Annotated in this window: 18 protein-coding genes and 1 tRNA gene; 8 read left to right on the top strand and 11 right to left on the bottom strand. The window is 70.8% G+C overall.

Going from position 1 to position 21,550, the window contains the following annotated elements; genetic code table 11:
* Nucleotides 1–258 precede the first annotated feature (258 nt).
* The 7 genes from JGS22_RS12780 to galU all read right to left on the bottom strand — a co-directional run bounded on the left by JGS22_RS12780 (nt 259) and on the right by galU (nt 5,730).
* Nucleotides 259–332: transfer RNA gene (locus JGS22_RS12780), tRNA-Ala, on the bottom strand.
* A 74-nt stretch (nt 333–406) separates the two neighbouring features.
* Nucleotides 407–1,513, bottom strand: a complete 1,107-nt coding sequence (gene sepX, locus JGS22_RS12775; protein WP_211043428.1) for a divisome protein SepX/GlpR — start codon at nt 1,511–1,513, stop codon at nt 407–409.
* A 178-nt stretch (nt 1,514–1,691) separates the two neighbouring features.
* A complete protein-coding gene (locus JGS22_RS12770; RefSeq protein ID WP_443742852.1) occupies nt 1,692–2,384 on the bottom strand; it encodes a GNAT family N-acetyltransferase in 693 nt (230 codons plus the stop codon).
* Between the two features lie 14 nt (nt 2,385–2,398).
* On the bottom strand, nt 2,399–2,893 hold the full coding sequence (locus tag JGS22_RS12765; RefSeq protein ID WP_211043430.1) for a MogA/MoaB family molybdenum cofactor biosynthesis protein: 495 nt from the start codon (nt 2,891–2,893) through the stop codon (nt 2,399–2,401).
* Nucleotides 2,890–3,366, bottom strand: a complete 477-nt coding sequence (gene moaC / locus JGS22_RS12760; protein ID WP_211043432.1) for a cyclic pyranopterin monophosphate synthase MoaC — start codon at nt 3,364–3,366, stop codon at nt 2,890–2,892. Before moaC ends, JGS22_RS12765 begins: the two co-directional genes overlap by 4 nt.
* A 131-nt stretch (nt 3,367–3,497) precedes the next feature.
* Nucleotides 3,498–4,814 carry a molybdotransferase-like divisome protein Glp gene (gene glp, locus JGS22_RS12755; protein ID WP_216814967.1) on the bottom strand — a complete coding sequence of 439 codons (1,317 nt, stop codon included), beginning with the start codon at nt 4,812–4,814 and terminating at the stop codon, nt 3,498–3,500.
* Between the two features lie 4 nt (nt 4,815–4,818).
* Nucleotides 4,819–5,730 carry a UTP--glucose-1-phosphate uridylyltransferase GalU gene (gene galU / locus JGS22_RS12750; protein ID WP_236073135.1) on the bottom strand — a complete coding sequence of 304 codons (912 nt, stop codon included), beginning with the start codon at nt 5,728–5,730 and terminating at the stop codon, nt 4,819–4,821.
* A gap of 88 nt (nt 5,731–5,818) precedes the next feature.
* Here galU and JGS22_RS12745 point away from each other — a divergent pair, with 88 nt between their 5' ends.
* Nucleotides 5,819–6,403, top strand: coding sequence for a 5-formyltetrahydrofolate cyclo-ligase (locus JGS22_RS12745; RefSeq protein WP_211043668.1), 585 nt, complete (start codon nt 5,819–5,821; stop codon nt 6,401–6,403).
* A gap of 212 nt (nt 6,404–6,615) precedes the next feature.
* Here the strand turns inward: JGS22_RS12745 and JGS22_RS12740 are convergent, their stop codons facing one another.
* Nucleotides 6,616–9,456 carry a penicillin acylase family protein gene (locus JGS22_RS12740; protein WP_211042981.1) on the bottom strand — a complete coding sequence of 947 codons (2,841 nt, stop codon included), beginning with the start codon at nt 9,454–9,456 and terminating at the stop codon, nt 6,616–6,618.
* Nucleotides 9,457–9,931: 475 nt separating this feature from the next.
* Between JGS22_RS12740 and JGS22_RS12735 the strand changes: the two genes are divergently transcribed.
* From JGS22_RS12735 to mscL, 6 genes are all read left to right on the top strand, one after another.
* Nucleotides 9,932–11,233 (top strand): MFS transporter, encoded by a 1,302-nt coding sequence (locus tag JGS22_RS12735; protein ID WP_308405642.1) that lies wholly within the window; start codon nt 9,932–9,934, stop codon nt 11,231–11,233.
* 32 nt (nt 11,234–11,265) lie between these two features.
* Nucleotides 11,266–11,661, top strand: coding sequence for an FmdB family zinc ribbon protein (locus JGS22_RS12730; protein ID WP_211042986.1), 396 nt, complete (start codon nt 11,266–11,268; stop codon nt 11,659–11,661).
* A 342-nt stretch (nt 11,662–12,003) separates the two neighbouring features.
* Nucleotides 12,004–13,260 carry an IS30 family transposase gene (locus JGS22_RS12725; protein ID WP_443742859.1) on the top strand — a complete coding sequence of 419 codons (1,257 nt, stop codon included), beginning with the start codon at nt 12,004–12,006 and terminating at the stop codon, nt 13,258–13,260.
* Nucleotides 13,261–13,440: 180 nt separating this feature from the next.
* Complete coding sequence (locus JGS22_RS12720) at nt 13,441–14,286, top strand: S-methyl-5'-thioadenosine phosphorylase (RefSeq protein ID WP_308405641.1); 846 nt, start codon at nt 13,441–13,443, stop codon at nt 14,284–14,286.
* Between the two features lie 877 nt (nt 14,287–15,163).
* A complete protein-coding gene (locus JGS22_RS12715) occupies nt 15,164–15,682 on the top strand; it encodes an RcpC/CpaB family pilus assembly protein (RefSeq protein ID WP_236073134.1) in 519 nt (172 codons plus the stop codon).
* Between the two features lie 164 nt (nt 15,683–15,846).
* On the top strand, nt 15,847–16,401 hold the full coding sequence (gene mscL / locus JGS22_RS12710; protein WP_308405640.1) for a large conductance mechanosensitive channel protein MscL: 555 nt from the start codon (nt 15,847–15,849) through the stop codon (nt 16,399–16,401).
* Between the two features lie 15 nt (nt 16,402–16,416).
* Here mscL and JGS22_RS12705 read toward each other — a convergent pair whose 3' ends face one another.
* Complete coding sequence (locus tag JGS22_RS12705; protein ID WP_211042592.1) at nt 16,417–16,728, bottom strand: hypothetical protein; 312 nt, start codon at nt 16,726–16,728, stop codon at nt 16,417–16,419.
* Nucleotides 16,725–17,210: an AMP-binding protein gene (locus JGS22_RS12700; RefSeq protein WP_211042587.1), complete on the bottom strand. Its 486-nt coding sequence runs from the start codon at nt 17,208–17,210 to the stop codon at nt 16,725–16,727. Before JGS22_RS12700 ends, JGS22_RS12705 begins: the two co-directional genes overlap by 4 nt.
* Nucleotides 17,211–17,476: 266 nt before the next feature.
* Between JGS22_RS12700 and JGS22_RS12695 the strand changes: the two genes are divergently transcribed.
* A complete protein-coding gene (locus JGS22_RS12695) occupies nt 17,477–18,541 on the top strand; it encodes a P1 family peptidase (protein ID WP_211042589.1) in 1,065 nt (354 codons plus the stop codon).
* Between the two features lie 611 nt (nt 18,542–19,152).
* Here JGS22_RS12695 and JGS22_RS12690 read toward each other — a convergent pair.
* A complete protein-coding gene (locus tag JGS22_RS12690; protein ID WP_216814966.1) occupies nt 19,153–21,393 on the bottom strand; it encodes a fructose-specific PTS transporter subunit EIIC in 2,241 nt (746 codons plus the stop codon).
* Between the last annotated feature and the right edge of the window lie 157 nt (nt 21,394–21,550).

The raw sequence follows: 21,550 nt of genomic DNA, 5'->3' as shown, positions 1-21,550 counted from the left end.
CGCCCCGCCCCAGGGTGAAACCCGCCACACAACAGGGGCCACCGGTACACCGCGCGACGCCACGCCCCGGGCTCGACGGGGAGGGGAGGGCCGAGCGCCACCACCCGGAACACCGAAAGCGTGGCGACTCGACCGCGACGCGCGGCCGAGTCACAAGGTCCGGAGGGCGCGGAACGACGAAGGTCCCGCAGATCGAAATGATCTGCGGGACCTTCGTCAAACCGTTCACACCTGGAATCGTGAACGACACATGCTCTGTGGACCTGAGGGGATTTGAACCCCTGACCCCCTCGTTGCGAACGAGATGCGCTACCAGGCTGCGCTACAGGCCCTCGGAACGCTTGAAACATTAGCACCAACCCCGCGGCGGAGCGAAATCCGTTCCCGTCCGCTCAGCCGTCGCGCTTCACTCGCCGGACGCGCGGGGGCGGTCGGCGTCGGCGTCCTGGTCGAAGAGCGGCGTACGGCGCTGTGTGCGAGGGGCGGCCGGTGCCTGTGCGGGGCCCGCGGTGGTGGAGCGGGCGGAGCTCCAGGCGTCCGCCGCGTCGAAGTCGACCCGCTCGGCGCTTCGCGGTGCGACCGGTGCGTTGACGTAGGTCGGCAGCGGCACCGGGACCGGGTCCCAGCTGCCGGCGGCCGGTACGTCGCGGCGGCGTGCGCGCTGCTGGTCCACCCACTCGGCGTGGTCGGTCTGCTCGACGATCGCCTGACCGTCCTCGCTCAGTGCCGGGCCGGTGTCCGACTCGGCGTTCCTCGCTTCGCGGGCGAGGCGCCGGTTCTCCTGAAGTCGCCGCGCTGCTGCCTCGGCGCGCTGCCGGTCGAGCCGCACGGCGAACCGGCGGCGCTCCTGCGCACGCAGATAGCCGATGTACGCACTGAGCAGCACGGCCGGAACCGCCGGGGCCCACAGCAGACCGAGCCCGCCGACAGCCGCGAGAACACTGGCCGCGGTGAACCACAGGAAGAGGAGCATCGTCGTCCGGCGGCGGCGGGCGAGGACACGGGCACGTTTGGTCCGCGCGTCGGTGGCCCCGTCCTTGTCCTTCGCGGCTGCGCGTTCGGCTTTCGCCGCGACCGACTGCCGCAACTCCGGCACCTCGAACTCCGGCACCTCGAACTCCGGCGGGAGCTCGGACTGTTCGGGACGGCCGCGAGGGTCGCCCGCCTCGTCGTGGAGTTCACCCGAAGGTGTCGGGGCGGGCCCGATCTCGGTCACGGGGTCGGCGAAGGACCGGACGTCGGCAGCCTCGTACGAGGTGTCCCCGTCGGAGCTGCCCGACTCGTCCGGTCGCGCGATGTCGTCATCGTCGTCCGGGGACTCCGAGGCCTTGGCCCGGGTCCTGGTGTAGCGCCGCTCCATCGCGGCCCGGCCGGAAAGCAGCCGGATCGCGGTACTGAAGCGTTCCGTCGGACGGGCGTCGTTGAGCTCGTCCTGACGTCGAAGCCACATCGGTACCAGATAGGCGGCCCAGGCCCCGACGATGACTGCGTAGATGAGGCCGCTGTTGCTCACAGGTCACACGGTAGAGGGGTTTTGGTATCAGGTTCAGCCGATTGACGCGGCGTGTCGCGTCAGCTCGCCGATAAACCGAGAATTTTCTGTGATGAAGAGTCGCCAGGTGCGCACAAATTGCAGCACCTTGTGACCGTTTTCCGACCTCGAAGGCGATCCATCCCAAAGAATCGAACGTTTATCGCATTTCCCGGGCGTTGCCGGGTCGGTCGGGTCGGTCATCGCGATCCGGACGGCCTTCGAGTTCGGATCCGGCGTTGCGATCGAGCCCGCCGGGAGGGTCGTACCGCAACGAGTGCCAGCGCGCGAGCAGGCCCTCCGGCACCTCCTCCGAGGTGAGCGCGTAGACGAGGTGGTCGCGCCAGTCGCCGTCGATGTGGAGATAGCGGGGACGGAGCCCCTCCTCGCGGAATCCGAGTTTCTCGACGACTCTCCGGCTCGGCGCGTTCTCCGGTCGAATGCAGATCTCGATGCGGTGCAGCCCGACGGAGCGGAAACAGTGGTCGACAGCGAGCGCGACGGCGGTCGGGGTCACCCCGCGTCCGGCCACCGCCTGATCCACCCAGTAGCCGATATGGCCCGAACACATCGAACCCCAGGTAATTCCGGCCACAGTCAGCTGTCCGGCCAGGCGCCCGCGGTAGAACACCGCGAAAGGAAGCATTCGGCCCGCGCTCGCCTCAGCGCGCAGATTGCGCACCATCTGTCGGAACGAGGGCCGCCCGGACGGGAGATGACCCGGCGGCGCCGGCGGAATCGTGGCTTCCCAGGGGCTGAGCCAGGCGCGATTGCGCTGGTTCACTTCGCGCCAGGCGCGGTGGTCGCGCGCCCGCACGGGACGGAGGGCGATGTCGCCGTCCGCCAGCTCCACTGGCCAGGGCGCGTTCAGCTGTCGTCTCCTCGCGGATGGTCGCCGCCTCTGAGCTGGTCCACAGCGTGCGGGACGATCTCCTGCAGAACGGCGATGCCGTCCTTCACTCCTCCCCGGGAGCCGGGCAGGTTCACGATCAGAGTACGCACGGCTACCCCCGCCAGGCCACGGGAGAGCGCCGCCGTCGGCACCTTCGTACGCCCCGCGGTGCGGATCGCCTCCGGAATGCCGGGGACCTCGTGGTCCAGCACCCGGCGGGTCATCTCGGGCGTGAGGTCGAGCGCGGTCAGCCCGGTGCCGCCGGTGGTGACGACGAGGTCGTACCCCGCGGCCACCGCCTCCCGGAGCACCCGCTCGACCGGTTCGCCGTCGGGGACGACCGTCGGGCCGTCGGCGGAGAAGCCCATCGCGGCGAGTCCGTCGCGCAGCAGCGGCCCACCGGTGTCCTCGTAGACACCCGCAGCCGCACGGTTGGAGACGGTGACGGCGAGCGCGCGCGGGGCACTCACGAGCGCTGCCAGTCGCCGGACTTGCCACCGGTCTTGGACTCGACGCGGATGTCGGTGATGACCGCGCCCTTGTCGACGGCCTTGACCATGTCGACCAGGGTGAGGGCCGCGACGGAGACCGCGGTCATCGCCTCCATCTCCACCCCGGTCCGGTCAGTGGTCTTCACGGTGGCGCTGATCTCCACCGCCTCGTCGGCGACGGACAGTTCGACGCGTACGCCGGAGAGGGCCAGCGGGTGGCAGAGCGGCACGAGTTCGGGCGTCTTCTTCGCGCCCATGATCCCGGCGATGCGGGCGGTCGCGAGCGCGTCCCCCTTCGGCACCCCCTCGCCGCGCAGCAGGTCGACGACCTCCGGGGTGACGCGCACTCGGCCGGTGGCGCGCGCGGTGCGGGCGGTGACGTCCTTCGCGGACACGTCGACCATGCGTGCGTCGCCGCGCTCGTCGATGTGGGTGAGGTGCTGACTGCTCATGGCGAGAACGGTACCGGGCGCCGCGGCGCCCCCTCCCGCGGCTCCTCGACGGCGGGGGCCGCCCCGTACGGGCGCGGGCAGGGGCGCAAGGCGCGGGCGGAGGTGTCGGAGGGCGTGCGGGGCAGGCCCTGTCAGGCCGGGCCGGTCAGGAGTACGACCTCCAGTTCGGCACCGGGCACCACCTCGGTGACGTCCTCGGGCACGACGAGCAGGGCGTCCGCGTGCGCGAGTGAGGCGACCAGATGCGAGCCCGCGCCGCCCACCGGCTCGGCGGTGCCGAGCAGTTCGCCCTCGGCGGCCGGAAGATGACGGCAGCGCAGGAACTGGCGCTTCCCGGCCGGGGAATCGAGCGGCTTGTCGGCCTGGACCCGAGCGCGGACGATCGGGCGGTGCACCGCGTCCAGCCCGATCAGCTTGCGGATGACCGGACGGACGAACAACTCGAAGGAGACATAGGAGCTCACCGGGTTGCCCGGCAGGGCGAGCAGCGGGGTGCGGTCCGGGCCGATCAGCCCGAAGCCCTGCGGCTTGCCGGGCTGCATCGCCAGCCTGCGGAAGTCCACCGCCGAGCCGTCCCAGAGCGTGGTGTCGCCGAGTGCCTCCTTCACCACGTCGTACGCGCCCACGCTGACTCCGCCGCTGGTCACCAGCACGTCGGCGCGCACCAGTTGGTCCTCGACCGCTTCGCGGAAGGAGTCGGCGTCGTCGGCGACCGCGGTGGCCCGGTAGGCGAGCGCGCCCGCGTCACGGGCAGCCGCGGTGAGCACGAAGCTGTTGGAGTCGTGGATCTGCCCGGGCCCCAACGGCTCGCCGGGCTGCACGAGTTCACTGCCGGTGGACAGGACCACGACGCGCGGACGGGGACGCACCTGCACGGTGCGCCTGCCGATGGCGGCGAGCAGCCCGAGCTGCGGGGGGCCCAGCAGAGTGCCGGCGGTGAGAGCCACCGCGCCCGCGCGCACATCGCTGCCCTGCGCCCGTACGTGCTGGCCGGCGCTGACCGGACGGTGGACCCGCACCTCGCCGGTCGCGCCGGAGGGATCGCTGCTGTGGGCCGTCATGCTGGTGACCGGCCCCCTGCCGGTGCCGCCGTCCGTCCACTCGACCGGTACGACGGCCTCGGCTCCGGCCGGGAGCGGAGCACCGGTCATGATGCGCGCCGCCTGGCCGGGACCGACGGTGAGCAGGGCTCCGCTGCCGGCGGCGACATCACCGACGACGGTGAGCACCGCGGGGAACTCCTCGCCCGCGCCCTCGACGTCCACGGTGCGCACCGCGTAGCCGTCCATCGAGCTGTTGTCGAAGGGCGGCAGCGCGGCGGGCACCAGCACGTCGTCGACGAGCACACAGCCCTGCGCTTCCAGCAGGGAGAGCTCCAGCGGCTCCAGCGGATGGACGGACGCCAGAATGTCGTCCAGATGCTCGTCGACCGACCAGGTCTCGCTCAACGCTTCACAGCTCCTTGCCCACGAAGTCCCGCAGCCAGTCCCGGAATTCGGGACCCAGATCCTCACGCTCGCACGCAAGACGGACGATAGCGCGCAGGTAGTCGCCGCGGTCGCCGGTGTCGTAGCGGCGTCCGCGGAAGACGACGCCGTGCACCGGGCCGCCGAGGGAGGGGTTCTCGGCGAGTGTCTGGAGCGCGTCGGTCAGCTGGATCTCGTTGCCGCGGCCCGGCTCGGTCTTGCTGAGCACGTCGAAGACGGCGGGGTCGAGCACGTACCGGCCGATGATCGCCAGGTTGCTCGGCGCCTCCTCGGTGTCCGGCTTCTCGACCAGGCCCGAGACCTTCACCACGTCCCCCTCCTCGGTGGGGGCGGCCTCGGCGCAGCCGTAGAGGTGGATCTGCTCCGGCTCGACCTCCATCAGCGCGATGACACTCCCGCCGAGCTCCTCCTGGACCTGGGTCATCCGCATCAGCAGCGGGTCGCGGGGGTCGATCAGGTCGTCACCGAGGAGTACGGCGAAGGGCTGATCGCCGACGTGCGGAGCGGCGGCGAGCACTGCGTGACCCAGCCCCCGCGGGTCGCCCTGCCGCACATAGTGCATGGTGGCGAGGTCGCTGGACTCCTGGACCTTGCTGAGCTTCTTCTCGTCGCCCTTGTGGCGCAGAACCTCTTCGAGCTCGTAGTTGCGGTCGAAGTGGTCCTCCAGAGGCCGCTTGTTGCGGCCGGTCACCATCAACACGTCCGAAAGACCGGCGGCGACGGCCTCCTCGACGACGTACTGGATCGCGGGCTTGTCGACGACGGGCAGCATCTCCTTGGGAGTGGCCTTGGTCGCAGGGAGAAACCGCGTACCGAGCCCGGCTGCGGGGATGACAGCCTTGCTGATCCTGGCCTTGGAGGCGGGCGCTGTAGTCATGCCCCGCACCATAACCGGTCGCTTTGTACCGAAGTGAGGCTCTGCCCGCTTCTGTTGCGCCACACGGACAAAGGAAGGTTCATCGACGGTGAGCAGTGAAGGTACCAAGCGTGCGTTGAGAGCAGAACTCCTGGCGGTGAGGAGGAAGTTGACTCCGGATGACGTACGGATGCGCGCGGAGCGACTGGCGGCGGCAGCAGCTCGGTGGGACCGGCTTGCGGCGGCGCAGACGGTCGCGGCGTACGTCTCGGTCGGCACCGAACCGGGCACCCGCGCCCTGCTCGACGCGCTGCGGGAGCGAGGCGTACGGGTGCTGCTACCGGTGCTGCTGTCCGACAACGACCTGGACTGGGCGGCGTACGAGGGCCCCGGGCGGCTGCTGCCCGCAGGGCGCGGGCTGCTGGAGCCGGCCGGCGAACGTCTGGGTGCCGAAGCCGTGGTCGACGCCGAAGTGGTGCTGCTGCCGGGTCTCGCCGTGGACCGGTCCGGGCTGCGGCTCGGCCGCGGCGGCGGCTCGTACGACCGGGTGCTGGCGAGGTTGGCGGCGGCCGACGCCGATCCTGCGCTGGTGGTTCTGCTGTACGACGACGAGGTGCTGGCTCGGGTGCCGGCCGAGCCGCACGACCGGCCGGTGCACGCGGTGGTGACGCCCTCGGGTCTGCTGCAGTTCTGAACCCGACGTGCCCGAAGGGGCGTTGCTCGAAGGGGGTGGGGGCAGCACCGTTGATCGGGGCGCGGCCCGGGGCGGCGTATCGACCTGGCGGCACGCCACACAGCAAGGCCCGCGCACGGGGGCGGGGCGTGGACGAGCGGCGGACGGGCGGGCGCGGACGGAGCCCCACGCACCCGGGGCTAACGGGCCCCGGGTGCGGGTGCGGAGGGGGCTCAGGGGGTGAGCGCCATCGTGTCGTCGGTGCGCTTGTCGACCGCTTCCTTGCTGAAGGGCCAGGGCAGAAGCTCGCCCTTCGCCCACAGGCCGGTCTGGTCGGTGTAGTTCGGGTGGAAGGCGTGGCCGGAGGCGCCCGTGAGGTTGATCCAGCGCGATTTGTCGAAGTCCTCGAGGTTGACGACCATCCGCATCGACGGAACCCACGTCACGCCGTACCCGCCGGCCGCGTTCCAACCCGTCGCGTTGACCGCGTCCTTGCCGCCGCTCATCTCCCAGGGCCCTCTGTTGAGCAGCCGCTGAACGATGCCGGGGCCGCTGGTGCCGAGCGTCTGGTTCCGCAGCATCAGCCTGTGCAGGCGGCCCCAGCTCCAGGAGTTCATGTCCTTGCCGAGCTTGGACGTCAGCTCCCAGCGGGCTTCCTTCATCGCCCGGGCGAGCATCTGGTCCCGCCCCTCGGCTGCGCCGAAGTCCAGGTCCTTGCGGGGTGCCTGCCACCACTCGCTCTTCGGGTCCTCCAGCAGACCGCGCATCACCTCGAACCAGCGGTCGCTGCCATCGGGCTGCGCGGTCTCGCTCTCGCGCTGGCCGCACTCGCGGACCGTGCGCGCGGTGCCGTCCAGATCCTCGATGGGGCCCGAGTCGTCGGCGGGACGGACCATGAGGCACTCGCCCTTGACCCGGAGTTCCTTGGGCAGTTTGTTGCCGATGGTGAGCAGCAGCAGGTTGCGCCAAACCCCGTTGAAGTAGGCCGCCGCCGCGGAGTCGGAGTCCTGGGTGTAGTCCCAGCCCTCCAGGAGCTGCTGTGCCTCGCGGACGTAGGAATCGCCGATGTCGATCTTCAGCAGATGAGGCACCAGCAGCTTGGCGATCTCGCTGCTGTTGTCCAGCTGCATGGACTGCATGTCGTCCATGGAGATCTTGCCGCCGTCCTTGATCTTCGACCGGATGAGGTCGTTGATGCGCTGACTGCGGGTGCCGTAGCTCCAGTCGTCGGTGAGGTGGTGCTTGTAGTCGCGCTTGTCCACGACGGCCTGGTTCGCCGTCACTATGTAGCCGCGCTTGGGGTTGTACTCGCTGGGCAGCTCGTCCTGCGGGATGAAGCCCGTCCAGCGGTGGTCGGGGTCCCAACCGGGAGCCGGGTAACGCCCGTCCCCCTTGCCGCGCACGGGGATGCGGCCGGGCGCCTGGTAGCCGATGTTGCCCTTGGTGTCCGCGTAGATGAGGTTCTGCGAGGGCACCTCGAACTTGCGGGCCGCGGCCTGGAACTCCTTGAAGTTGCTCGCCCGGTTGAGCTCGAAGAGCGAGTCCATCGTGTTGCCGGGGCTCAGCGCCGTCCAGCGCAACGAGACGGCGTAACCCTTGCCGCGGTCGGGTGCGGCGCCCTCCACCGGAGCGGTGTCTCCGACCTGGCCCAGTTGAGTGTTGCGGTCGGAGACGATCGGGCCGTTGCGGGTGGAACGGATCGTGATGCGACGGTCGTTGCCGCCGGCGACCTTGATCGTCTCGCGGCGGGTCTTGTACTCGGTGTAGCTGCCGTCGTAGAGGTACTTGCCGTCCTGGATCTTCTCCAGGTAGAGGTCGGTGACGTCGGCGCCGAGATTCGTCAGGCCCCAGGAGATGTCCTGGTTGTGGCCGATGACGACACCGGGAAGGCCGGAGAAGGTGAAACCGGCCGCATCGGTCGGGCACTTGTCGTTGACCTGAGTGCAGTGCAGCCCCATCTGGTACCAGACGGACGGGAGTTGGGGCGCCAGGTGCGGGTCGTTGGCGAGCAGCGGCTTTCCGCTGGTGGTGTGCTTGCCCGAGATGACCCAGGAGTTGGAGCCGATACCGCCGCCGTTCGGACCCAGCAGCGCGGGCAGCTCGTCCAGGGACTTGGCGAGCGAGGAAAGCTGGGTGCGCACTCCCTGCGCCTGACCGCCGGCGACAGAGCCCTCACCGCCCTGGACCCCGTCGGGCTGCTCGGTGCCCGGCAGTCCGCCGCCCGGCCGGCCCGCACCCGGCTGGCCCTCTTCGGGTGAGCCTGCGGGCGGCGGGGTGTTCCCGCCGGCGCCGTCGCCCTGGCCGCCCGGAGTGCCCTGCCCGCCCGGAGCGCCCTCGCCCTCGCCGGCACCGGACTCGACACCCTCCTCGACGATCGGCTTGTTCCGGTCGTACGGGTAGCCGGGGTAGAGCTCTTCGACCTGCTTCTCGCTCAGGCGGCCCGCCATCAGCGAACGGTCGATCTCGTCCTTGATGTTGCCGCGCAGGTCCCAGGCCATGGCCTTGAGCCAGGCGAGGGAGTCCACCGGCGTCCATTTCCTGGGCTCGTAGCCGCTGTTGACGAAGTCGAGCGCGGCGTACTCCACCGAGATTCCGGAGCCGCTGTGGTCGTCCAGATAGGCGTTGACGCCTGCCGCGTAGGCGTCGAGGTAACGCTTGCTGTCGGCGGAGAGCTTGGTGTCGTACTCCTTCTGGGCCACGTCGTGCCAGCCCAGCGTCCGGAGGAACGCGTCGGTCTCCACCTGCTTCTCGCCGAAGAGCTCGGAGAGCCGCCCCGCGGTCATGTGGCGCCGTACGTCCATCTCCCAGAAGCGGTCCTGGGCGTGGACGAAGCCCTGCGCCCGGTACAGGTCCTGGGCGTTGCTCGCGTAGATCTGCGGGATGCCGTTGCCGTCGCGCTTGACGTTGACGGTGCCGGACAGGCCCTCGATCTTCTGCGAACCGGTCGTCTGCGGGAAGGAGTCGCGCACGGCGCTGACGGACCAGAAGGTGCCCGCGCCCAGACCCGCCACCAGCACGAGAACGACAGTGATCACGATGAAGCGGGTGCGGCGGGACCGTTTCTTGGCGGGCATCGCTGTCCTTATGCGGGGCAGGTGGGACTTTCGGATCGGCTGAATGGCTGATCCGTGATGGAGCAACTGTAGGCGGCCGACTTGACGCTCCGGACGGGGAGTCAGCGTTGCCGCGGCCCGCCCCTGCGCGCGGGGGTGGGGTCGAGGTCGCGCGAGAGGTCCGCCGAGGCCTCGTCGAGGCCGGTCGGCTTGACTGGAAATGGCCTCTGCGTGACCGAAACACCGTGGGACGAACTACCGGTGTCGCTTATCACCTCGGATGGCCCGGCACCACACCGCCGGAGGTCGTTAGACTTCAGACGTACGTTCGTATCCGACCCTGTCTGATGCAGAGCTGACGCCCGCTGCCCACCGGCGACCGGAACTGGTCGTCCGGACGCCACCGTGAGACGGACGCGACGAGGGCCGGCGTACGAGGACGGCTCTCGGCGACCACCCGCGAGTGGGCGCTACCAGACGGCAGAAAGGCTCGGCCGTGGCGACCAGGCCCGGCTACCGCCAGCTCCTCCGCACCCCCGGCATTTGGTCCTTCGTGCTGCCCGGCTTTCTTGCCCGGCAGCCGTTCGCGATGCTGACCATCGGGATCGTCCTGCTCGTTCAGCACACAACCGGGTCCTTCGCGATCGCCGGTGCGGTCTCCGCCGTCACAGGCGTCGCGATGGCCCTCGGCGCACCCCAGGCAGGGCGGCTCGCCGACCGCTTCGGCCAACGGGCCGTAGTCGTGCCCGGCGCCCTGCTGCACGCCGCCGCCGTCTGTGCGCTGCTCACTCTCGCCCTGGCCGACGCCCCGCTCTGGGCGCTGCTGGCGACCGCCGTACCGGCCGGTGCCTCCGTACCGCAGGTCGGGCCGATGGTGCGCGCCCGATGGGCGCACCGCCTGGGTGGCGGCCCGCTGATGCCCACCGCGGCGGCGTTCGAGTCGGTGACCGACGAGTTCACCTTCGTGGTCGGCCCGGTGCTGGCCACGGCGCTGTGCACCGGAGTCCACCCGGCGGCCGGCCTGGCGGCGGAGGCGATGCTGACGGTGATCGGCGGACTGCTCTTCGCCGCCCAGACCCGTACCGCACCGCCCGCCTCCGGCAGCGAACAGGGCGCCGGGCCGCGGTCCACGGCCCTCTCCATACCCGGCGTGCGGGTTCTGATCGTCGGCTTCCTCGGCATCGGTGCCGTGTTCGGCGGGATGCAGGTCTCGCTGACCGCGTTCTCCCAGGCGATCGGTGCCCCGGCCATCAACGGCGTGCTGTACGGAGTCTTCGCCTGCGGCAACATGCTCGCGGGAGTGGCCTGCGGCGTCATCGTCTGGCGCTCCTCCCCCCGACGGCGCCTGCCGCGTGCCTACGCGGTCCTGGCGCTGGCGAGCGTGCCGCTGTGGTTCGCCGCTTCTGCGGGCTCGCCGGTACTGCTCGGAGCCGTCGGACTGGTCGTCGGCCTCACGGTGGCACCCGCTCTGATCACCGGGTTCACCCTGGTCGAGCAGCTCGTTCCGGCGAAGGTCCGCACCGAGGCCTTCACCTGGCTGACCGGAGCCGTGGCCTTCGGACAGGCCCTCGCGGCAACCGCGGCGGGGCAGCTGGCGGACGGCCTCGGTGCCGAGGCCGGTTTCCTCGTACCGCTGGTCGGGACGGCGCTCGCCGCGCTGATCCTCGCCTGCCTCCAGGGGCGGCTCGTCCCCGCACCGCACGGACCGGAGGATTCAGTGGTCGTACGTGGCCCGGTCACCGTCTGCCGCTCGCAGTGGACTAGGGCGATGGAATACTGCACCATGGAGCGTCGTTAGCACTCCACAGGGAAGAGTGCCAGGAGGAGCAAGTGCCGACCTATCAGTACCAGTGCACCGAGTGTGGCGAGGGCCTTGAGGCGGTGCAGAAGTTCACCGATGACTCGCTGACCGAGTGCCCCAGCTGCGCGGGCCGCCTGAAGAAGGTGTTCTCCGCGGTCGGCATCGTCTTCAAGGGTTCCGGCTTCTACCGGAACGACAGCCGCGGCTCGTCGTCCAGCAGCAGCCCGGGCGCCTCGGGCTCCGGCTCGTCGTCCGGCTCGGGTTCGACCTCCGGCAGCGGCTCCGACTCGGGGTCCTCCAGCGGGAGTTCACCCGCCGCTTCTTCGAGTTCGAGCGGTGGCTCGTCCTCCGGCGGTTCGAGTGGCGGCTCGTCCCCGTCCGACGGCGGCAGCAAGGCGGCGAAGGCGAGCAGCTCCGCGGCCTGATCCGGTCCGGCCGCCCGAGTGCGGATGCGGGGGCGCACGGAGCGACGGGCGCCGGCGCGCCGCGCGACTCGCGCCCGGATCGACTCCGCCGCACGGGCGGCCCCGCCGGCCCCTGGCGCAGCAGTCCAAGACGAGGCCCGCCGGGCACCCCTTAGGTTCTAGCGGTCCTCGCAACACTCATGATCGATGGGAGTTGCGAGGACTGTGGGCGGTAAGAGGCTTGATCCGGCGTTGAAGAGGCGCTTCCTTGAACGGCTGGATGTCGTGGGGAGCGTGTCTCCCGTGGCGCGTGAGCTGGGGCTGAACCTGAATACCGCGTTCGCGCTGGCCCGTCAGGCGGGCATGAGCACCGGGCGCCTGGGGCACCCGCGGCGCGAGGAGTACGACAAGCTCCGGGCCCGGGGATTCTCTCGCCGGGAGGCCGCCAAGCAGGTCAGGGTCAACGAGCGCACTGCCAGGGACTGGGATTGCGGGATCAGGAAGAGCCGCGACGCGCGGGTCTATCCCGATGGCCGGCGTGTGGACTACGCGGCGGGAACCGTCACGATGTCCGGTGTGATCACCACGGCATCAGTGAGGCCGGTGAGCCTCAAGGCACTGGAGAAGGTGCTCCACCCGCGGTTTCTGACGCTTTCTGAGCGTGAGCGGATACGCGACCTGCACGCTGCCGGGCAGTCGCTGCGGGCCATCGGACGGGCCCTGGGGCGCCCGGCAAGCACGATCTCGCGCGAGCTGAAGGCCAACGCGGGACTCACCGGCTACTTCCCCTACGCGGCGCAGAGAGCCTCCGCCGCGCGTCGACCCCGGCCGAAGGAGCGCAAGCTACTACGCGAGAGCCCGCTGCGGAACTTCGTCCAGGACGGCCTGCGCAGACGATGGTCCCCGGAACAGATCTGCCACGCTCTGACCAAGAGCCATCCCGACGATCAGGACATGCGGGTGAGCGTGGAAACGATCTACCAGGCACTGTACTTCCAAGCCCGGGGCGGTCTGAGGCGGGAAGTTCAGGCCGCCATCCGCACCGGTCGCACGCACCGCAAGCCGCGACGCGACCCGGCCCGCCGCACTCCACGGTTCACCGAGCCGATGGTCATGATCAGTAATCGTCCAGCCGAAGTTGAGGACCGAGCAGTGCCCGGCCACTGGGAAGGGGACCTCATCGTCGGAGCAGGCGGCCGCTCCGCTATCGCCACCCTGGTCGAGCGGACCACCCGCTACACCATGCTGGTCCACCTGCCCGCCAGCTCTCACGACGCCCTGGCCGTCCGTGACGGTCTGGTCCGCACCATCCAGACCCTCCCCCGTCATCTGCGTGGCTCTCTCACCTGGGACCAGGGGGCCGAGATGGCACGACACGGGCAGTTCACCATGGCCACCGGGATGCCGGTCTACTTCTGTGACCCGGCCTCGCCCTGGCAGCGCGGCTCGAACGAAAACACCAACGGCTTGTTGCGGCAGTACTTCCCCAAGGGCACCGACTTGAGCCTGCACAGCCCCGAGGATCTCGAACACGTCGCGCAGGAACTCAACGGCCGCCCACGCAAGACGCTCGACTGGGATACACCAGCCGAGCGTCTACGTGATCTACTCGCTGCCTGAGCCAGTGTTGCGATGATCGCTAGAACTCAAGCCCCACCAGGGGCGCCCGGCGGGCCTCGTCCTCGTGGCGCCGCTGCTGTCGACGTCCGAACATGCGGGCCGCCGGCGTCCGAAGGGTCCGGCTAGGGTGGCTGACTGCATCCCGCCGCCGCGCGGCGGGCCGGGTCGAGCGACAGGCAGGTGAGCCAGGTGACCGAGGACGTACGGGCCGAGATCGGCGTGATCGGCGGATCCGGTTTCTACTCGTTCCTGGACGAGGTGACCGAGCTGCGCGTCCGCACTCCCTACGGAGAGCCCAGCGACAGCCTGTTCGTCGGCGAACTCGCAGGCCGCCGGGTCGCGTTCCTCCCCCGGCACGGGCGTACGCACCACCTCCCTCCTCATCGCATCAACTACCGGGCCAACCTCTGGGCCCTGCGCTCGCTGGGCGTGCGCCAGGTGCTCGCGCCGTGCGCGGTCGGCGGACTCCAGGCGAAGTACGGACCGGGAACGCTGGTCGTGCCGGACCAGGTGGTCGACCGCACGAAGAGCCGTACGCAGACCTTCTACGACGGCGAACCGCTGCCGGACGGCCAACGCCCCGGAGTGGTCCACGTGGGCTTCGCGGACCCCTATTGCGAGCACGGCCGCGAGGCCGCCCTCACTGCCGCTCGCGGCAGCGACTGGGAGCCCGTCGACGGCGGGACGCTGGTCGTGGTGGAGGGGCCGCGCTTCTCCACCAGGGCTGAGTCCCAGTGGCACGCGTCCCAGGGCTGGGCCGTGGTCGGGATGACCGGTCATCCCGAGGCGGTGCTCGCGCGTGAACTCGCGCTCTGCTACACGTCGATGGCGCTGGTGACCGATCTCGACGCGGGTGCGGAGAGCGGCGAGGGTGTCTCGCACGCCGAGGTCCTGCGCGTGTTTCAGGAGAACGTCGGGAGGCTGCGGTCCGTGCTGTTCGACGCGGTGGGCAGGCTGCCGGTGGAACGCGCGTGTGCGTGCCAGGACGCTCTGGACGGGCTGGAGTTGGGGATCGAGCTCCCGTAGCGGAAACGGGGGCGCGGTCGGTACGGGCAGGGGCAGGCCTGGTCGGGGGCGCTCTCCCGGGTGGCCGGGTGGTCGTTCTCGGGTGGTCGGGTGGCAGCACGGGCCGGGTGTGGAGTGGGACGGCTCGGGCACGGCGAGCCGGACCGGCAGGTCTGTCCGTTGACTGGTGGGTTGGCTGCTTACTGCTCGGTCGGTCGATTCGTTGACGTTGGCCGGCCGGTTCGCTGGTTGCCCCGGTGCGGTCGACCGCACCGGTCGGTTGCGTGGGGTGGACGTTGGCCCGCTCGCACGGCGCGCGAGGACGACGAGGCGAAGTCGATGCGAAGTCGATGCGAAGTTCGAGGAAGCCGACGAGCCGGCGGGCGGGTACTCGACTGCGAGGTTCGGGGCCAGGGCTGTGGGTCGATTCGGGACTGCTCGGTGCAGCGGGACGCAGTGGACGGACCGCGGGAACGGGCCCGGGTTTCCGGCCCACGACTCACCCTGACACGAATACGACGCCCGGTCATCGCCCCTCAGGGGTGAGGGAGTTGTCCACAACTCGGTAGTACTCCACAGGCATCAGCAGGATTCTCGTTTTCAGTGCACCGTGGTGCTGGTGGTCACGTCGGTGGCCACCGCCTCCCTCTGCTGTTCACCTGCTCAAGGCGGTGACGTCATGTCCGCTGAACGCTCCTCCTCACACCTCGGCCCGCTCACTCCCCGGTCGCACTCGTCCGGCTCACCTCCGCCGAGCCCCTTCGTTCCCCCGCCCGCAGGAGTCGCCAACTTCGCCCCGGTGATACCGGGTGCGGAGGGACTGCCTGCCGGAGTGCTGTCACGCGTCAGGTTCCTCTCACGCCTGGCCCCGTCCCGGCGGTCCACGACAGCCGGCCTGTTGGGGGCGCTGATCGCGCTGGCACTGCTCATCCCCTCGTGGGCGCAGGAGGCAGAGGCTCCCGGGTCTCCGACCTCGGCCGGCCAGGAAGCCGCCCCGCCCGAAACCGCACGCTCGGCGGGTGACGGTCCCCGATCGGACTCCCCCAGCAGCGCGGACGAGGACCGCAACGGCGCTTCCGCCGGCGGCGGTCGACGCGAAGGCCCCGCTCCCGGGCGCCTGGTGTCTGCTCCGGTCCGGCTTGCCGATGCGGAGGTCGTGGGTCTGCTCAGAAGAGGAGACCGGGTGGACGTGCTGGCCAGTCGCGCCGAGGAAAGCGCGGGCTCGCGGGCTCGCTTGGTCGCCCACCGGGCGCGGGTGGCGCAGCTGCCGACGCCTGCCCGGGACGGGGGCGCCTCGGGCGCCTCGGGCACGCGGGCGGAGGACGGCGGTCTCGTCGTGCTGGCGGTGCCACCGGCCACCGCGAGGACCCTGGCCGGCGCCGCTGCTCACTCCCGATTGACGGTGTCCCTGTGGTGAGTACCGAGGAGCTGTTGTGACGAAGCGCCCAATCCACTTCCGCACAGTTGCGCTGATGGCAGTCCGTATGGGGTCATCGGATTGGACAGCTCGCCTCTCGCTCGTGCAGCGTTCCGCTTGCTGTTTCCGTAACTGTGCGTTGAAGAGATCAGAAGGGCAGACGAGTGAGCGAGGCGACACCGGAGAGCAAGCCGGAGGAGAAGAAGCCGGGCGCCCTGGCGGGGTTCAGGGAATTCCTCATGCGCGGCAACGTGGTCGAGTTGGCCGTCGCCGTGGTCGTCGGCACCGCCTTCAGCAAGATCGTGGATGCCGTGGTGAACGGCATGATCAACCCGATCGTCGGCGCTCTTGGTCCGAAGAACCTCGACGAGTACGAGGCCTGTCTGAAGAGCCCCTGCGCGGTCGACTCCGCCGGCGAGACGACGGGCGTGCTGTTCAAGTGGGGCAGCGTGCTCAGTGCCTCGCTGACCTTCATCATCACTGCAGCCGTCGTGTATTTCCTCATGATTGTTCCGATGAACAAGTACAAGGAGCGGCAGCTGGCCAAGAAGGGCGAGACTCCGCCCGAGCCGACCGAGGTCGAGCTGCTCACCGAGATCCGGGACGCGCTGCTCGCCAAGAAGACCGAGGGCGCCTCGCAGGACGGCGAGGGCCGGCCCGTGGAGGCCTCGGTCAGTGGTGGGGTCGCGCCGCCGCGCGGGGAGCCGGACGCCCGCTGACGGGTTCCGCCGGGCTCACAGATGGTGCGGCGGCTTCTCGTCCAGAAACCTGGCGAGATCCGCCGCACTGTCGTTGCCGCCCCTGTTCTGCTCGCCCCAACCGCCGTCGGAGTCGTCCGAGGAGCGTTCGGTCAGAGGGTCCCCGAAGTCCAGAGCCGCAGCGGATGCGCCCGCGGAGGCCGGGGACGAGCCGGCCCCCGTCGACGCGGCGGCCCGGCGGTCGGCCGAGGGCGAGTCGGCCCGGTCGTCCGCTCTGGTGGCCCCGCCCGCCGGAAGGGGCGCCGCGGGGTCGCGCGGTTCGTCCGCTCGGTCTGCTGAGGCGCTCATTCCTCCAGGGTATCCAGCGCCTGGTGCCACCAGAGATCGCGGTCCGGGCTCCAGGGCACGGGCCCGGGAAGCCGGTGGACCACCAGCACCCTCTCGACTGCCGGGCAGCCGGTGAGCGCGGCGTCCAGAACCTTCTTCGCCGCGTAGCGCTGTTCGTTGTAGTAACAGCTGTCCGCCGTGATGACCACGCGGGCGCCGCTCTCGACAAGGCGTCGCCGCAGCATTCCGGCCGGCTCACCGAGCGGCAGGGTCGTTCGGATCGCCGCGAGCCGACCGCAGGCCATCGTCACGACCACCGATTCGGGTGCCATCGGCAGCAGTACGGCTACGTGCTCACCTGCGGTGACACCGAGGCTGCGCAGTGTTCCGGCAGCCTGCTTGGCCTGCGCGACCAGCTGGAAGTGGATGAACTCCGCTCCAGGTGTGGGCGGCAGGTTGTCAGAGGAGTCCGGTGGCGGTGGTGTGGAGTGATCGGCCGACATGTTCCCAGCCTCCGCCGAGGCGATGAACGTCCGATCAACGTCTTATTGACGCCCACTCAGGAGCCGTGCGGCGGGCCGGGCCCGGGCCGGACAGCGCGGCCTGGGCGGGTCGGCACCGCCCTCGGCGGCAGAGTTCGGACCAGGCCGGCGCTGCGCAGGGACGGCGGCCGGCACGACCCGTTCGAGAATGGGCGGAGCGTGCTGCCGGCGGACTTGATACCCCTTGGGGTGTGGCAGACAAACAGACTTCAACAGCCCGTTCGATCATGGCAGTTCCCGGCGTACGCGTCGGCCATGCCGAGCGCGTCGGTGGCGGCTGGCTCACCGGCACGACCGTTGTGCTGGCACCGCCGGGCGGCGCGGTGGCCGCGGTGGACGTGCGAGGTGGCGGCCCGGGCACCCGGGAGACCGATGCCCTGGACCCTCGCAATCTGGTGGAGCGCGTGGACGCCGTCGTCCTCACCGGTGGCAGCGCCTACGGCTTGGACTCCGCGAGCGGTGTCGCGGCCTGGTTGGAGGAGCAGGGGCGCGGCGTGCCGGTGGGGCCGGAACCGGGCCAGGTCGTACCGGTGGTACCCGCGGCCTGCCTCTTCGACCTCGGACGCGGCGGCGACTGGAAGGCCCGGCCGAACGCGGCTCTCGGCAGAGCGGCGGTGGAGGACGCCGCCCGCGCGTCCACTGTCCGGGTCGGGAACAGCGGTGCCGGTGTGGGCGCGGTCGCCGGCGGCCTCAAGGGCGGGGTGGGCACGGCCGCCACCGTGTTGCCGTCCGGAGTGACCGTGGGCGCCGTGGTGGTGGTGAACGCCGTGGGCTCCTTCCTCGACCCGGCGACCGGCGCGCTCTACGGCGAACTGTTCGACGGGCGCACGAATTTGCCGAGTGCGGAGCAGCACCGTCGCGCGCAGGAGCGCATGGCCGCCGCACAGCGGCATTCGGGCGTTTCTCCGTTGAACACGACCATTGCCGTCGTCGCGACCGACGCCGTGCTGACGAAGGCCCAGGCGCAGAAGCTGGCGGGAACGTCCCACGACGGGCTGGCGCGGTCCGTACGCCCGGCGCATCTGCTGCACGACGGCGACAGCGTGTTCGCGATGGCCACCGGGACTCACCCGGGCGGTTCCGGCAGTTCTGGCAGCGCAGGCAGCGGCTGGCAGGGCGAGGAGAGCCCCGGCAGTGACGGGCTCACCCGGATCAAGGAGGTCAACGAGGTACTGGCCGCCGGCGCGGACGTACTGATGCGCGCGGTGGTGAACGCCGCGCTGGAGGCGGAGAGCGTGACCGTGCCCGGCGGCGAGTTTCTGTCCTATCGCGAGCTCTACGGGAGGAGTTGAGGAAGAGGGAATCGCCAAGCCGCACAGGCGCCCGGTGCGGGAAAGCCGCTGGGCACGAAGCCCGCGTCCGAGGGCACGGAGCCTGCGGCTGAGAGCACGCGGGCGAGGACACGCGGGAGCAGGGAGGGCGTCCGGTCCGGCCAACGAGCTTCGCGCGGCGGGGCTTTCTCGGTTGGCCGCACGACAGTTGCGGCGTTGATGAGGACGACGACCTTGGAGCGGAGGGTGGACAGGGCGGCGGGCGGTAGCAGCCGCGGGCCTTGCTGGGCCCCTCCCCGCCAGGGGCCGGGAGGGGCCGGGAGGGGCCAACCGGCCGGTCTCCCCGGCCGGTTGGGCCGAGCTGGGCGACCGGCCGGGGTGGGCCACAGGCCGGGGTGGGCCGCCGGCCAGGGTGCCGGAGTCCGTTGCGGACCGAGGTCTCGGCGTACGGGAGCCCGTGCGCCGAGACGTACACCGAGGCCTGCGCCGGCGACCGCACCGGGTCGACGCGGGGCCTGCAACCGGGCGAGGAGTCTCCCGCGGTCGGGCGCAGGGCCCCCGGTCGGTCGTTCAGGCCACGGTCGGTCGCAGGCGCAGGACACGCGGTCCGCCCGGGGCCGGCGGTCGGGAGTTCAGGCGGCCGTGCGGGCTCCTGCGTGCTCGGGCCCTCCGGCCGGGGCCGTCGACTCCGGTGCGGAGGACCTGCGCGCTCCCTTCAGCAGCAACACGGACGTCGTGGTGACGGCCGTACCCGCGGCAATCGCCACCAGGTAGAGCAGCGGGCTCCCGATGAGCGGCACGACGAAGACTCCGCCGTGCGGTGCGCGCAGTGTGGCGCCGAAGGCCATGCTCAGCGCACCGGTCACTGCACCGCCGGCCATGGCGGACGGGATGACCCGCAGCGGGTCGGCGGCGGCGAAGGGGATGGCGCCCTCGGTGATGAAGGAGGCTCCGAGGACCCAGGCGGCCTTGCCGTTCTCGCGTTCGGTGCGGCTGAAGAGCCGGGCACGCACGGTGGTGGCCAGCGCCATCGCAAGCGGCGGGACCATACCTGCGGCCATCACCGCGGCCATGACGTTCAGCGCGCCGTCGCTGGGGTTGGCCACGGCGATCCCGCCGGCGGCGAAGGCGTAGGCGACCTTGTTGACCGGGCCGCCGAGGTCGGTGCACATCATCAGCCCGAGGAGGGCGCCGAGCAGGATCGCGTTGTTGCCGTCCAGACCGCCCAGCCAGTCCGTCAGAGCGGACTGGGCACCGGCGATCGGCTTGCCGATGACGACGAACATCAGGAAACCGACGACCGCGGAGGAAATCAGCGGAATGACGACGACGGGCATGATCCCGCGCAACGCAGCGGGTATACGCACCCGTTGGATGAGGCGTACGACCGTGCCGGCCAGCAGACCGGCCGCGAGTCCGCCGAGGAACCCGGCCTCGATCGACAGGGCGAGCGCGCCGCCCACGAAACCGGGCACCAGGCCCGGCCGGTCCGCCATGCCGTAGGCGATGTAGCCGGCCAGCACGGGCACCAGGAAGTCGAAGGCGGTGGAACCGATCTGGTGGAACAGCGCGGCCCAGCTGTCCGCCTCCAGCCAGGCGAAGTGGTCGGCGACGGACTTGGCGTCGGTGACCTCGTACCCGCCGATGGCGAAGGCGAGGGCGATGAGCAGACCGCCTGCCGCCACGAAGGGGACCATGTAGCTGACGCCGGTCATCAGCCAGGTGCGCAGCCGGGTGGCGAAGTGGTCGCTGTTGGCGCCGGGTCCGTTCTCCGTTGCGGCGGGGCCGGAGGCGGTGGTCTCCCCGCGGGCCGCCTTCTGCCGTACCTCGGCGAGGAGTTCGGCCGGGCGGTTGATGGCGGCTTTCACCCCGACGTCCACGGTGGGCTTGCCGCCGAAGCGCTCCTTCTCGCGCACCTCGACGTCGTGGGCGAAGACCACACCGTCGGCCGCCGCGATCAGGCCGGGGTCCAGACGCTCGAACCCGGCTGATCCCTGGGTCTCCACGTGGATCTCGTAGCCGCCCTCGGCCGCTGCGTTCTCAAGCGATTCGGCGGCCATGTAGGTGTGGGCGATGCCGGTCGGACAGGAGGTGACGGCGACAACGCGGAACGGGGCGGCGGGCCCGGTGCCGGGCGCAGATCCGGTGCCGGGCGCAGCCCCGGAGTCGGGCGCAGGGACGTTGGGAGACGGGTCGGCCGTTCGGTTCTCGTCCTTCGAGGTGGCCGGAGGGCTCGGTGCCGAATCGGCCGATCCCGCTGGGGAGTTGGTCCGCGCGGCGCCGCCGGTCGCGCTCGGGGCCGATTCGGCGGTCACGCCCGGCTGGTCGGTGAAGGTGGGCCCGCCGCCCCCGGCCCGCTCGTCCCCGTCCTGCGAGCTCCCGTCCTGCGAGCTCCCGTCCCGCCCGTTCGCGGGCCGGTCCTCGGTCAGGGGCCGGTCGCCGCTGATGAGGGCGGCGGCTCGGGCGGGGTCGTCGGTCCCCCGCAGCGCGTCGGTGAAGTCGGGGTTCACCAACTCCCTGGCCAGGGCGGACAGCATCGTCAGGTGGTCGCTGTCGGCACCGGCCGGCGCCGCGATCAGGAAGATCAGATCCGCCGGCCCGTCGGCCGCACCGAAGTCGATCGGGGTACGGGGCCGTCCGAAGGCCAGCGTCGGTTCGGCCACATGCTCACTGCGGCAGTGCGGAATGCCGATACCGCCGTCGAGCCCGGTCGGCATCTGGGCCTCGCGGGCGGCCACATCGGCGAGGAAACCGTCGAGGTCGGTGACTCGCCCCGCCCCGACCATGCGTTCCGCGAGGGCGCGAGCAGCTTCGTCCTTGGTGGTGGCGGAAAGGTCGAGATCGACCAGATCCGCGGTGATCACATCACTCATCGCACGGCTCCGATGGCACTGAAAGGGCTGGGACTGATGCTGGGGGTGGTGCTGGGACTGGGTACGGGTCGAGAGGCTCGTCGGGTGGGAGGTGGGGGAAACGTGATTCGTGGTGCTCGCGGGGCCGGGACAGCTGCCGGGGTACGACGTCCGTACC

The organism is Streptomyces tardus, from assembly GCF_018101125.2.
GTDB classification, from domain to species: Bacteria; Actinomycetota; Actinomycetes; order Streptomycetales; family Streptomycetaceae; genus Streptomyces; species Streptomyces tardus.
This window is presented reverse-complemented; position numbering and strand designations above follow the sequence as displayed.

Excerpts from the sequence above, each read along its gene's own strand:
- moaC (WP_211043432.1), bottom strand. The coding sequence starts at position 3,366 with ATGAGCAGTCAGCACCTCACCCACATCGACGAGCGCGGCGACGCACGC.
- galU (WP_236073135.1), bottom strand. The coding sequence starts at position 5,730 with ATGACTACAGCGCCCGCCTCCAAGGCCAGGATCAGCAAGGCTGTCATC.
- JGS22_RS12740 (WP_211042981.1), bottom strand. The coding sequence starts at position 9,456 with ATGCCCGCCAAGAAACGGTCCCGCCGCACCCGCTTCATCGTGATCACT.
- JGS22_RS12725 (WP_443742859.1), top strand. The coding sequence starts at position 12,004 with ATGAGCACCGGGCGCCTGGGGCACCCGCGGCGCGAGGAGTACGACAAG.
- JGS22_RS12705 (WP_211042592.1), bottom strand. The coding sequence starts at position 16,728 with ATGAGCGCCTCAGCAGACCGAGCGGACGAACCGCGCGACCCCGCGGCG.
- JGS22_RS12700 (WP_211042587.1), bottom strand. The coding sequence starts at position 17,210 with ATGTCGGCCGATCACTCCACACCACCGCCACCGGACTCCTCTGACAAC.
- JGS22_RS12695 (WP_211042589.1), top strand. The coding sequence starts at position 17,477 with ATGGCAGTTCCCGGCGTACGCGTCGGCCATGCCGAGCGCGTCGGTGGC.
- JGS22_RS12690 (WP_216814966.1), bottom strand. The coding sequence starts at position 21,393 with ATGAGTGATGTGATCACCGCGGATCTGGTCGATCTCGACCTTTCCGCC.